Genomic DNA, 12256 nt, shown 5'->3' with positions numbered 1-12256 from the left:
GGTACCCAGCCGACGTACAGTTCTGCCCCGTGTTGGACGTGATCGGCCTGACCTCGGCTGAGGAGGAGCTCTACCGCTGCCTGCTCCAGCTCACCACGGCCCGCATCGACGAGCTGGTCAGTCGTCTGCGTCGGCCCCGTGAGCAGGTCGTCGCCCAGGTCGAGGCGCTGCGCGGCAAGGGCCTGGTGCAGCCCACCGACAACGACCCGGACGCTCCGCTGCGCCCGACCGCCCCGGACGTCGCCCTCGGCGCGACGCTGCTGCGTCGCCAGGAGGACCTGGAGGCGGCCCGCCGACGGGTCACCCAACTGGCCGAGGAGTACCGGTCCGGGCTGCGCCGGCACCACGTCGACCACCTCGTCGAGGTGATCACCGGCGGTCGGGTGCTGCGGGACCGTCTGCGCGATCTGCAGAATGCGGCACGCGCCGAGGTGCTCTGGTTCTGCCGCGCCCACCCCCTGGCGATGGCCGGCCCGGAGAACGTCGAGGAGTTCGACGCGCTGGCCCGCGGGGTGCGCTACCGGGCGATCTACGAGCGTGACCTGCTGTTGGAACCGGGCGCGCTCGCCGACCTGGGCAAGGGCGTCGCCGCCGGAGAGCAGGCCCGGGTCCTGGACCGACTGCCGGTCCGGCTGGCCATCGTGGACGCCCGCATCGCCATCTGCCCGCTGGTGCCCGACCGCCACGGCGGCGAACCGAGCGCCGCCGTGATCGGCCGCAGCCAACTGCTCGACGCGCTGCTCGCCCTCTTCGAGAGCCACTGGCGGGTGGCCACCCCGTTGCGGCTCGACGATCCGTTCGTCGTCGCGACGACCGACGGCCGACGTCCGGATCCACCGGATCAGCCGGGCGACGGTTATCAGCCGGACGCCGACGAGGCGCGGCTGCTGTCGCTGTTCGTGGCCGGCGTACCGGACAAGTCCATCGCCTCCCAGCTCGGGGTGAGTCGGCGTACCGTGCAGCGGCGCATCGCCGACCTGATGGCCGCCGCCGGTGTGGACACCCGGCCCGGGTTGGCGTTCCAGGTCGCCCGACGCGGCTGGCTCTGACGCCGTGGGGGGTCCGCCGTCGGTCGACGGCGGACCCCCCAGCCGATCAGCGCAGCCCGTACGCCTGGAGCACCGTCTGGTCGACGGTGTTCCCGGCCCGGTCGGCGGCGTGCACCCGCAGCGACACCGTTCCGCGCCCGGCCGGCACGGTCGCGGTGTACCGGGTACCCGATCCCCTGGTCGGCGCGGCGCGCCAGGTGACGCCCCCGTCGAAGGAGACCTGCACACGGACGCTGGTGCCCCTCGGCGCGGGCACCCCGGCGGGCTGACGCAGGGTCAGCCCCAGCTCGTGCGGCCGGTTGCCGCGGACCGTGCCGAGCAGGTCGGCCGGCACCCGGTAGTCCACCTGGAGCAGCGACAACGGCGTCGCGGCGGCACCCGCCGGCCGGGCCGAGGTGAACTCCCAGGCCGTGTCGGTCCGGGTGCCGTAGCGCCACTCGGCCGAGGACCGCCTGGTGGTCAGGTCCAGCCGGTAGCGGGCCCGCTGCGCCGTGGTGGGCACCGGGGCCCACCCTGCGGACAGGTCGGCGATCGGCGTGCCGTCCCGGCTGACCCGCGCCTCGACGGTGTCCGACTCCTCACTGTTGCCGGCGACGCTGTAGTGGCCGCCCGCGTCGACGAACTCCGGCACCCGCAGGTCCAGGCTGTCACCGGTGCGGGTGGGCACCGGAGCACCGCTGGCCGGTACGGCCGGCCGGAGCACCGGGGCGTGCCAGGTCTCGGTCTCCCGGTCGTCCGCGGCGTACCGCCGGGGTGCCTCGGTCAGGCCGCCGGCCAGCTGCCCCCACTGCAGGAACATGAGCTTGTGCTGGACCCGGTGCTGCCACCAGTTGTCCCCGGCGCTGACGTACTCCTTGCGGGTGGTGCCGTTGCGGACCATGCGCTGGTCGTCGTTCCAGGAGTACTCCTGCCACGGACGCCAGCCGAACCGCTCCTCGGTGGCCCAGCCGGCACCCGTGTCGCCGTAGCTCGCCGTCACCTCGGCGGTGTTCTGCGCGGTCACGGTGTGCACGATGCGCTCCGGCACCCGGCCCTTCGACACCTGCCACACGTCGTACAGGTAGGGGCTGTCCACGGTGAGCGTCAGGTCGAGCGTCGCCCGGCCCCTGCGGGCCGCCGCGATCAGCCGCTGCCCGTCGTCGTACGCGACAGCCATCGACGGGATCGGCAGCCGGTCCCCGATCGGGCGCCACACCGTCCACGCGGAGATGTCCGCCGGCCGAACGATCAGCACCACGGCGGCGCCGGCTGCCGCGGCCGCGGCGATCTGCTCCTCCTCGGAACGGTTCGGGTCGGTGCTGAGCAGCGCGGCGGCGCCCCGCACCCGGGTCAGCTCGGCGGGGGTCCCGACACCGGCCCAGACCAGCGGCAGCTTGCGCCGGCCGGTCGGCGCCGGTGAGGTGCCGAGCAGGTTGATGTCCGACGGGCCGGACACCCCGCTGACCGTCGCGTCCACCATCGGGGCGACGAGCTGCCAGCGCGAGGCGAACTCGAACTCACCCTGGCGCACCTGGCGGGTCGGCGTGACGTTGACCTGCCCGACGGTGCTGTAGGCCATCACGCCGTGGTCGATCTGCCGGCCGTTGGCCAACACCCGGTGCACGTAGTAGCTGAGGGTGGCCTGCTGCTCGCTGGGCTTCGGCGTCTCGATCCGCACCGGTGTGCCCCTGCGCGCGTCGAGCACCACGGTCAGGTCCCGGTCGACGACCAGCTCCGGCTCGACGGCCTCGGTCAACTGCTCGTCCAGGGGAGCGCCGTGCTCGATCATCGCGGTGAGCAGGTAGGTGCCCTCCTCGACCTGCAGGGTGCCCTCGCCCGGCCACCAGCCCCAGTAGTCCGACTCGGTCTGCTCACCGAAGAGGGTCAACCCCGGCGAGAGAGTCAGCTGGCCCTGCCGGTCCAACACCTTGATGGTGACCTGGTGCAGGGGGCCGTTGACGGTGAGCCCGACCGGCGTGCGTACGACCACGCCGTCGGAACCGGTCGCCACCAGCCAGCCGCCGTGCGGGCCACGGGCCAGCTTCGCCGGGTCGGCACGCAGCGCCACGGCGACGCTTCCGCCCGCCGGCACGGTCACCGCGCCGGAGCTGACGGCGACCCCGTCGGTCTCGGCCGCGCCGCTGTCCAGGTTGCGCAGCTCCAGGGCCGGCCGCAGGGTCTGCGCGACAGACGTGCCGTTGGTGTACGTCACGGTCCGCTCGACCGGCGCCGTGCCGGTGCTGATGCGTCCGAAGTCGACGGTGGCCGAGGCGTACACCTGCTGCTTGAGCGCCCGAGCCACGTCGACCCGGCCGCCACCCTGCTCGAAGACGGTGAGCGCCGGGTTGGCCTTCGTGGTGCTCACCAGCGCGTCCTTGAGTGTCCCGGCGGCCCAGTCCGGGTGTTCCTGGGCGAGGATCGCCGCCGCGCCGGCCACGTGCGGGGTGGCCATCGAGGTCCCGGACGCGGTCGTGTAGGCGTCGCCCACCGGCGTACCCATGGTGGTCCCGGCGGCCCGCGCGGCGACGATGCCGACGCCCGGGGCGGTGATCTCCGGCTTGAGGCCGTTGTCACCGAGCCGCGGGCCCCGGCTGGAGAACTCCGCCAGGTTGTCGTCGCGGTCCACCGCGCCGACGGTGAGCGCCGCCGCGGCCGCGCCCGGCGAGCCGACGGTACGCGCCGCGCCCGCGTTACCGGCGGCGACCACGAAGAGCGCGCCGGTCTCGGCGGTCAGGTCGTTGACCGCCTGGCTCATCGGGTCGGTGCCGTCGGTCGGGTCGCCGCCGAGGCTCATGCTGACGACCTTCGCGCCGGAGTGGGCGGCCCACTCCATGCCGGCGATGATGGACGAGTCGTAGCCGGAGCCACCGTCGTCGAGCACCTTGCCGACCAGCAGCCGCGCGCCGGGCGCGACGCCCTTGCGCAGCCCCGCGGACGCGGCGCCACTGCCGGCGATGGTGGCCGCGACGTGCGTGCCGTGGCCGTGACCGTCCCGGGCGCTGCCACTGTTGGAGAAGTCCCGCGCCTCGGTGATCCGTCCGGCCAGGTCGGGGTGGGTGGCGTCGACACCGGTGTCCAGGACGGCCACCGTCACGCCACTGCCGTCGCGCCCGGCCGCCCAGGCCTGCGGGGCGCCGATCTGCGGCACGCTGTGCTCCAGCGTCGGGCGGACCCGCCCGTCCAGCCAGATCCGGGCGATGCCGCCGCCCAGCCGCGGCGCGCCGGCCGTGGCCCGGGTCGTCGGCGTGCCGGCGAGCGCGCTCCACAGGCCGCCGAGGTCACCCTTGCCGACCCGCAGCGCCGCGCCGTTGATGCTCTCCAGGGGTCGGGCGTCGGTGGCGCCGGCGAGCGGCCGGACCCGACCGGCGGCCGGCTCCTGGTAGCGCACGATCAACGGCAGGTTGCCCTGCGCGGCGTCGCCGTAGCCGTCGGCGGCCAACTCCTGCACGTCGAACAGGTTGCCGTCGAGCACCCCGCTGGAGACGTAGGGCAGGGCGTCGCTGGGCAGCACCCGCAGCGCGCCGTCGACCTGCCTGGTCTGAAAGACGATCCGCTCGCGCCCGGGTCCCGGGCGGACGGTGGCGGCGACCCGACCAGGTGCGGCCTGTACCAGGTCGACCTGGTCGCCGGTGATCAGCGTGAGACGAACGGGCGCGGCGCCGGGGACGGGCGTGCCCGCCCTCGGGCCGGTGGGCCGGGCGGGCGGGTCGGCGGACGCCGGTGTGGCGAGGCCGACCACCAACGCGCCGACCGCGCCGACGGCGAGCCAGCGTGGGGACCAGTGCATGCGATGTGCTCCTCTACTCCTCCAGGCCCGCCATCCGTGGACGAGGGCCGATCGGAGTCTGCGACGGAGCCTGTCACCAGGTCACTAGTCGCCAGCCGCCGTAGCGGCGACATGTCGTCAGGTGGACAGCCGCCGTCCACCGAGCGTGTGCGCCGCGGTCACCGGCGGCTGCCACGCCAACCGTGCACGGGAAGGCCGAACTTGGCGACCAGCCGGTCGGTGAACGGGCGGGCCCGCAGCCGCACGATGCGCACCGGCAGCGCACCCCGACGCACCGTCACCCGGGCACCGGGCGGGAGGTCGTAGACGCGCCGCCCGTCGCAGGAGAGCACCGCGAGGGTGGTGAACGGGTCGACGGTGATCACGAAGGTGGACGTCGGGGCGGTGACCAACGGACGGCTGAACAACGCGTGCGCGCTGATCGGCACCAGGAGCAGCGCCTCCACCTCCGGCCAGACCACCGGGCCGCCACCGGAGAACGCGTACGCGGTGGAGCCGGTGGGGGTGGCGCACACGACACCGTCGCAGCCGTAGCGGGACAGTGGTCGCCCGTCCACGTCGACGAGCAGTTCGAGCATCTGCGCCCGCTCGCCCTTCTCGATGCTGATCTCGTTGAGCGCCCAGGACTCGATGGTCGGCCCGCCGTCGAACTCGGCGGTCACGTCCAGGGTCAGCCGCTCGTGGACGCTGTAGTTGCGATCGACGACGTCCCGCACCGCGCTGTCCAGGTCGTCGATCTCGGCCTCGGCCAGGAAGCCCACCTTGCCCAGGTTGATGCCGAGCAGCGGCGCCTTCGCCGGCCGGGCCAGCTCGGCGGCACGCAGGAAGGTGCCGTCCCCGCCGAGCGCGAAGACGATCTCGGCGCCCTCGGCGGCCTGCGGGCCGGCGACCGGCACCACGCCGGGCAGGTCGAGGTCGTCGGCCTCGTCGGCCACCACCCGTACCTCGAAACCCGCGGCGATCAGGTCGGCCGCGACCGACCGGGCGTGCTCGGTGCTGCGCCGACGCCCGGTGTGGGTCACCAGCAGAGCGGTCCGGCTCATCGGGCCACCCGCCCGACCGGGCGGCGATGCGCCACCGTCGCACCGGCACCACCGCGTGTCGTGCCCGTGCCCTCGCTACGCGTGTTCACCCTGCGACCTCCTCCGCCGCCGCCACGCCCGGCACGTCGCCGGCCGTCGTCGGACCGTCCGGCCCGGCCGCCACCACGGCCCGCACCCGCTGCGGGTCGGCTGGTGCGGCGCCCCGGCGCAACCATACGAAGAACTCCACGTTGCCGCTGGGCCCGGGCAGCGGACTGGCCGCCACGTCGGCCAGCCCGAGGCCGAGCCGCGCGGCCGCCGCCGCCACGTCCAGCACCGCCTCGGCACGCAGCTCCGGGTCGCGGACCACACCGCCGGCGCCGACCCGGTCCTTGCCGACCTCGAACTGCGGCTTGACCATCAACGCCAGGTCACCGTCGTCGCGGGTGCAGCCGGCCAACGCCGGCAGCACCAGCCGCAGCGAGATGAACGACAGGTCGGCCACCGTGAGGTCGACCGGCCCGCCGATCGCGTCCGGATCGAGGGTACGGACATTGGTGCGCTCCAGGACACGAACCCGCTCATTCGTGCGCAGCGGCCAGGCGAGCTGCCCGTAGCCGACGTCCACGGCCACCACCTCGGCGGCGTCGGCGCGCAGCAGCACGTCGGTGAAGCCACCTGTCGACGCGCCGGCGTCCAGGCAGCGCCGGCCGGCGACACGCAGCCCACCGGCCCGGAACGCGGCCAGCGCGCCGGCGAGCTTGTGCCCGCCCCGGGAGACGTACTCCTCGGTCGGGTCCTCGCCGGTGACCAGCAGCGGGTCGGCGGGGTCGACCATCGCGGCGGCCTTGCGCGCGACGACCCCACGCAGCTGGACGCGGCCGGCCTCGACCAGCGCGGCGGCCTGCTCCCGGGAGCGGGCCAGACCGCGGCGGACGAGTTCGGCGTCCAGCCGGTTACGACGTGCCATGGGTGGTTCTCCGGTCTGCTCAGGCCTGGTCGTTCCACTCAGGTCTGGTCGATGGTGGCGAGGGTCTCCCGCAACGTCTCGTAGGCCGCCTCGTACTGGGCGATCTGGTCGGCCGGGGCCAGCGTCGCCGCGTTGGCCATGGCCCGCACCGCGGCGTCCACCGCCGGGTGCCGCGCCGCGTCGTCCCCGACGTCCAGCGGCGGCCCGGGGCGGGCGCCTGCGGGAGGGCCGGGCCGGGCGCCTGCGGGAGGGCCGGGCCGGGCGCCTGCGGGAGGGGCGGGCCGGGCGGCGATCGACCCGCCAGCCGGCGGACCGGGCCGGGCCGGGAACGACCCACCAGCCGGCGGATGGGGCTGGCTCATTCGGCGGCGTCCGGCGGCTGCGGACGGGCCGCCTTCTTGGCCGGCATGACCGCCGGGGTCGGGGTGTCGTCGTCGGTCCGGCTGATCGTCGCTGCCGGCTTCTTCGCGACGGCCTTCTTGGCGATCGCCTTCTTCGCCACAGCCTTCTTTGCCACAGCCTTCTTCGCCACGGCCTTCTCGGTCGTCGGCGCGGAGACCGGGGCACCGGCCGGGCCGTCGGACGGCACGAGACGGTCACCGGGCGGCGCGGCGAGGGTCGGATCGGGTTGCTCCCGGGGGCCGGCGGTCGGTGCGTGCGTCGGCTCGGCGGCACGCGCCTCGCGTAGCTGCCGTTCCAGGTCGCGCACCCGTCGGGTCAGCTCGGCCACCTCGTCTGCGGTGGCCAACCCGACCGCGCCGAGGGCCCGGTCGACCTCGAACCGGACCAGCTTGGTCAACGCCTCTCGGTTGGCGGCGCCGGTGGTGACCAGCTCCTCGCCGAGGGCCTGGAGTTGGGCGGCGGTCGCGCCGCCGGAGCCGACGAGGCGACGTGCCGCGTCCTGGGCCTTCTTCCGGGGCGCCTCCGTCAGGCCCATGGCCAGCTCGAGGTAGGCGCGCCACGCGTCCTGCATGCCTGAGTCCTTCCACGGGGCGAGGTGTGCAGGTGTCACGCTACCGGGCACCCCGGACCGTGCCGTGCGGTACGGTGCCGAGGACGGCGTGGCGATCAGCGAGGGGGAGATGTGGCCAGCGTGGACGAGTGCCGGCAGGCATTGCAGGAGCTGGCCGCCCGGCTGGATCGCAACGCCGAGACGGTGCGCGAACGGATCGACCTGGACCGCACGCTGGCCTGCCGGATCACCGACCTGGACACTGCCTTCCACGGCCGGATCACCGGCGGTCGACTTGTCGAGTTGACCGACGGCGACGACCCCAAGGCCAAGATCGCGCTGAGCACGTCCAGCGACGACCTGCTCGCCCTGGTCCGCGGCGACCTGGACGTCACCAACGCGGTGACCTCCCGCCGGGTGTCGATCAAAGCCAACCCGTTCGACCTGCTGAAGCTCCGCAAGCTTCTCTGACCACCCCGGTCAGGCGGCGGCGGTCAGACCGAAGCTCTCCAGCGCGTGGGCCGCGTCCGGGCCGATCGGGCGGATCGACGGCAGCGCCGGCTCCGGTGCCGACCAGGCCACCGCGCAGAGCGCGGCCAACGCGTCCAGTGGCCGACCCGAGCCGGCCAGCTCCAGGGTGCCGTCGCGGTCGGTCACGGACCAGCCGCCGGCGTCCGCCGGGCCCGGGACCCGCACCGCGGCAGCCGGGTCGAAGAGCCCCGCCAGGTCCCTCGCGACGTACGTGGGACGCCGCCGCGGTTCGGCGGCCAGCAGCTCCGGTACGCCGTGGACGCCGGTGAGCACCAGCAGGCTGTCCAGCCCGGCTCGGCGGGCACCCTCGATGTCGGTGTCCAACCGATCGCCCACCACCAGGCTCCGGCCACCGTCGGCGCGCCGAGCGGCGGTCTCGAACAGCGCCGACTCCGGCTTGCCGACCACCACGTCCGGGTCCCGCTCCAGCGCCGTGCGCAGCACCGCGACCAGCGAACCGTTACCCGGCAACGGTCCTCGCCCACTGGGCAGGGTCCGGTCGGTGTTGGTGGCGATCCAGAGCGCTCCGCCCCGCACCGCGATCGACGCTTCGGCCAGCTCGGCCCAGCCGACCTGCGGCCCGTACCCCTGCACCACCGCGGCCGGACTCTCGTCGGCCTTGCTGACCGGGGTCAGGCCGACCGCGCGCAGCTCGGCGCGCAGGGCCTCCGCCCCGACCACCAGCACCGGTGCGCCGACGGGCAGCCTGTCCCGCAACAGCTCGGCCGAGGCGGCGGCGGAGGTGAGCACCTCCTCCGGCCGAGCCGGCACACCCATCCCCGTCAGCAGGTCGGCGACCTCACTGGACCGGCGGGAGGCGTTGTTGGTGGCGTACGCCACCGCCCGCCCCTCGTCGTGCAGCCGAGCCACCGCCTCGACGGCACCGGGGATCGGCCGGTCGATCAGGTAGATCACACCGTCCAGGTCGAAGACGACAAGCGTGTACCCGTCGACCAGCCGCTCCCCCGCGCCCGCGTTCACCGCTGCGTCGGCTCGGACTCGTCGCCCCGGGTGGGGGCGGTTTCGTCGCCGTTCACCACGTCGCCATTCGCCGCGTCGCCATTCGCCGCGTCGCCGGACGTCACGCCGCCGGCGACGGTGTCCGCCGTGGCGGTGCCGGTCTCGTCGTCGTCGAAGTCCTCGTCATCGTCGACGGAGTCCTCGTCGACGGAGTCCTCGTCGTCGCCAGGGCGGCCGACAGCACCGTCCCGCTCGTCGTCGTCGAAGTCCTCGTCGTCTTCGTCTTCGTCGTCGCGGTCTTCGTCGTCTTCGTCTTCGTCGTCGCGGTCTTCGTCGTCTTCGTCTTCGTCGTCTTCGTCGTCGCGGTCGTCGTTGTCCTCGTCGCCGGTCAGGTCGGCGTCCGGCTGGGCCGGAACCGCGCCGGGAGCACCCGGTCCCGCGGCGATCTCCTCGGCGGCCTCGTCCTCGTCGTCGCCTTCGATGACCACGCCGTCGAGTTCCAGCAGCCGCTCGGCGGCGTCGGTCTCGCCCTCGGTGTCCACGTCAGCGGCACGGGAGAACCACTCGCGGGCCTCCTCGCGTCGACCCACGGCCAGCAGCGCGTCGGCGTACGCGTACCGCAGCCGAGCTGTCCACGGCACCGTGGCCTCACTGGTGAGGTCCGGGACCTGGAGCATCGCGACCGCGGCGTCCTTCTGCCCGAGGTCACCCCGGGCGCCCGCGGCGACGATGAGCAGCTCGATCGCGACGGCCGGGTCCAACTTCTCCCGGTCAGCGCCGCGGAACAGGTCGATGGCCCGCTCCGGCCGGCCGAGCGCCCGCTCACAGTCCGCGAGCACGGCCAGGTGGCTCTGCAGACCACTCATCCGGTGGTACGTGCGCAGCTCGGCGATCGCCGACTGCCACTCCCCGGCGTGGTACGCGGCAAGACCCACCGCTTCACGGACCGCGGAGATGCGCGACGCGAGCCGCCGGGCGGCCAGCGCGTGCGCCAACGCCTCGGCCGGGTCCTCGTCGATCAGCTGACCGGTCGCGACCAGGTGCCGGGCCACCGTCTCGGCGACCGGCTTGTTCAGCGAGAGCAGCTCAGCGCGAACGTCCTTGTCGAGGTCGGTCGCGAGGATGTCGTCCGGCAGGGCCGGGGCAGAGATACGCCCGCCCTCGAACGACTCCGAGCCGCCAGCGCGGTCGTCGCGGCGGAACTCGCCCTCGCGACGCGGCCGCTCGTCGGCCCGGGAAGCACCCGCCCGGTCGCCGCCACGGTAGCCACCCTCGCGGTCACCGCCACGGAAGCCACCGCCCGCACGCGGCCCACTCGGCCGAGAGTTGTCCCGGTCGCCGCCACGGAAGCCACCCTCGCGAGGCGCGCCACGGAAGCCGCCTTCGCGAGGCGCCCCGCCTTCACGACGGTCACCGCCCCGGAAACCACCCTCGCGGTCACCACCGCGGAAACCACCCTCACGACGGTCCCCGCCACGGAAACCAGCGTCGCGGTCCCCGCCGCGGAAGCCACCCTCGCGGGGCGCGCCGCCGTCACGCGGTCCACTCGGCCGGTCGCCACCACGGAAACCACCCTCACGGCGGTCCCCGCCGCGGAAGCCACCGTCGCGGTCACCGCCGCGGAAGCCACCGTCGCGGTCACCGCCACGGAAACCGCCCTCGCGCGGGCCACTGGGACGCGAGCCGTCCCGGTCGCCACCACGGAAACCACCCTCACGACGGTCACCGCCACGGAAACCACCGTCGCGGTCACCACCGCGGAAGCTACCCTCGCGGGGCGCGCCGCCGTCACGCGGTCCACTCGGCCGGTCCCCACCACGGAAACCACCCTCACGACGGTCACCGCCGCGGAAGCCACCGTCGCGGTCACCGCCACGGAAACCACCCTCGCGCGGGCCACTGGGACGCGAGCCGTCCCGGTCGCCACCACGGAAACCACCCTCACGACGGTCCCCACCACGGAAACCACCGTCGCGGTCACCACCACGGAAACCGCCACCCTCGCGGGGGGCTCCAGGCCGGGAACCCTCGCGGAAGCCGCCCTCACGACGATCGCCACCGCGGAAACCGCCCTCGCGGTCACCGCCACGGAAACCACCCTCACGGGACGGGCCGGAGCGGGTGCGGTCGCCGCCCTGGTAGCCACCCTCGCGGCGATCGCCGCCACGGAAACCACCCTCGCGCGGGGCGCTGGAACGCGAGCCGTCCCGGTCGCCACCGCGGAACCCACCCTCACGAGGGCCGCTGGAACGCGAAGCGTCACGGTCGCCACCACGGAAGCCGCCCTCACGAGGGCCGCTGGAACGCGAAGCGTCACGGTCGCCACCACGGAAACCACCCTCGCGCGGGGCGCTCGAACGCGAGCCGTCCCGGTCGCCACCACGGAACCCACCCTCACGAGGGCCGCTGGAACGCGAAGCGTCACGGTCGCCACCACGGAAACCGCCCTCACGACGGTCACCGCCGCGGAAACCACCATCCCGGTCGCCGCCACGGAAGCCACCCTCACGGGGAGCACCCGAGCGCGAACCATCGCGGTCGCCGCCACGGAAGCCACCCTCACGGGGAGCACCCGAGCGCGAACCGTCGCGGTCGCCGCCACGGTAACCACCCTCGCGCGGGGCGCTGGAGCGCGAACTGTCCCGGTCGCCGCCACGGGAACCAGAGTCGCGGCCGCCGGCGTATCCGCCGCGGGCGCCGCCACCGCTGTCGCGGTCTCCCCGGTACGGGGGCCGGTCTCGGTCATCGCGGCGCGGGCCGCGGTCGCGTCCGCCCGCACCGTCAGTACGGTCTTCGTAGCGACGGGGACGGTCTCCGCCCTGCGGTCCTGAACTCACAGGTACATCCTTCCTGATTGCGCCACCAATGGCGCTACGCAGTCGAGGGCCGACCCGGATGGGGCGGCCCTCGACTGGAAGATTGTCCGGCGGCGTCCTACTCTCCCACACCCTCACGAGTGCAGTACCATCGGCGCTGGAGGGCTTAGCTTCCGGGTTCGGAATGTAA

General features: G+C 74.2%; 10 protein-coding genes and 1 rRNA gene. 3 read left to right on the top strand and 8 right to left on the bottom strand.

Annotated features, from left to right (window positions below):
- Positions 1–29 precede the first annotated feature (29 nt).
- Positions 30–1049: a helix-turn-helix domain-containing protein gene (locus AB0B57_RS35705; RefSeq protein WP_357080543.1), complete on the top strand. Its 1020-nt coding sequence runs from the start codon at positions 30–32 to the stop codon at positions 1047–1049.
- Positions 1050–1095: 46 nt separating this feature from the next.
- On the opposite strand, the gene AB0B57_RS35700 is transcribed toward AB0B57_RS35705, so the two are convergent.
- The 5 genes from AB0B57_RS35700 to AB0B57_RS35680 all read right to left on the bottom strand — a co-directional run bounded on the left by AB0B57_RS35700 (position 1096) and on the right by AB0B57_RS35680 (position 7780).
- Positions 1096–4815: a S8 family serine peptidase gene (locus AB0B57_RS35700; protein ID WP_357080540.1), complete on the bottom strand. Its 3720-nt coding sequence runs from the start codon at positions 4813–4815 to the stop codon at positions 1096–1098.
- A 158-nt stretch (positions 4816–4973) separates the two neighbouring features.
- The gene (locus AB0B57_RS35695; protein WP_357080537.1) at positions 4974–5858 is read right to left on the bottom strand and encodes an NAD kinase; all 885 of its coding nucleotides are present in this window, start codon (positions 5856–5858) and stop codon (positions 4974–4976) included.
- Between the two features lie 85 nt (positions 5859–5943).
- Positions 5944–6807, bottom strand: coding sequence for a TlyA family RNA methyltransferase (locus tag AB0B57_RS35690; protein WP_357080534.1), 864 nt, complete (start codon positions 6805–6807; stop codon positions 5944–5946).
- A 38-nt stretch (positions 6808–6845) separates the two neighbouring features.
- On the bottom strand, positions 6846–7100 hold the full coding sequence (locus AB0B57_RS35685) for a hypothetical protein (RefSeq protein ID WP_357080602.1): 255 nt from the start codon (positions 7098–7100) through the stop codon (positions 6846–6848).
- 65 nt (positions 7101–7165) lie between these two features.
- Entirely contained in the window at positions 7166–7780 is a 615-nt protein-coding gene (locus AB0B57_RS35680) for a hypothetical protein (RefSeq protein WP_357080532.1), read from the bottom strand.
- Positions 7781–7891: 111 nt separating this feature from the next.
- Here AB0B57_RS35680 and AB0B57_RS35675 point away from each other — a divergent pair, with 111 nt between their 5' ends.
- Positions 7892–8230, top strand: coding sequence for an SCP2 sterol-binding domain-containing protein (locus AB0B57_RS35675; RefSeq protein WP_030334914.1), 339 nt, complete (start codon positions 7892–7894; stop codon positions 8228–8230).
- Positions 8231–8239: 9 nt separating this feature from the next.
- On the opposite strand, the gene AB0B57_RS35670 is transcribed toward AB0B57_RS35675, so the two are convergent.
- The gene (locus AB0B57_RS35670) at positions 8240–9271 is read right to left on the bottom strand and encodes an HAD-IIA family hydrolase (RefSeq protein ID WP_357080527.1); all 1032 of its coding nucleotides are present in this window, start codon (positions 9269–9271) and stop codon (positions 8240–8242) included.
- Positions 9268–10302: a tetratricopeptide repeat protein gene (locus AB0B57_RS35665; protein ID WP_357080525.1), complete on the bottom strand. Its 1035-nt coding sequence runs from the start codon at positions 10300–10302 to the stop codon at positions 9268–9270. Before AB0B57_RS35665 ends, AB0B57_RS35670 begins: the two co-directional genes overlap by 4 nt.
- On the opposite strand from AB0B57_RS35665, the gene AB0B57_RS35660 reads away from it, so the two are divergent.
- A complete protein-coding gene (locus tag AB0B57_RS35660; protein ID WP_357080522.1) occupies positions 10291–12081 on the top strand; it encodes a hypothetical protein in 1791 nt (596 codons plus the stop codon). The two genes, AB0B57_RS35665 and AB0B57_RS35660, sit on opposite strands and share 12 nt — an antisense overlap.
- Before the next feature lie 90 nt (positions 12082–12171).
- On the opposite strand, the gene rrf is transcribed toward AB0B57_RS35660, so the two are convergent.
- Positions 12172–12256: ribosomal RNA gene (gene rrf / locus AB0B57_RS35655) — 5S ribosomal RNA — on the bottom strand; the annotation flags it as partial.

The organism is Micromonospora sp. NPDC049101 (assembly GCF_040648675.1).
Lineage (GTDB): Bacteria > Actinomycetota > Actinomycetes > Mycobacteriales > Micromonosporaceae > Micromonospora.
The sequence above is the reverse complement of the archived record's forward strand: the minus strand, read 5'-3'. Positions and strand labels throughout refer to the sequence as shown.

Bases quoted from the DNA above. Each gene is read 5' to 3' on its own strand.
- AB0B57_RS35700 (WP_357080540.1), bottom strand. From the start codon at position 4,815: ATGCACTGGTCCCCACGCTGGCTCGCCGTCGGCGCGGTCGGCGCGTTG.
- AB0B57_RS35695 (WP_357080537.1), bottom strand. From the start codon at position 5,858: ATGAGCCGGACCGCTCTGCTGGTGACCCACACCGGGCGTCGGCGCAGC.
- AB0B57_RS35690 (WP_357080534.1), bottom strand. From the start codon at position 6,807: ATGGCACGTCGTAACCGGCTGGACGCCGAACTCGTCCGCCGCGGTCTG.
- AB0B57_RS35680 (WP_357080532.1), bottom strand. From the start codon at position 7,780: ATGCAGGACGCGTGGCGCGCCTACCTCGAGCTGGCCATGGGCCTGACG.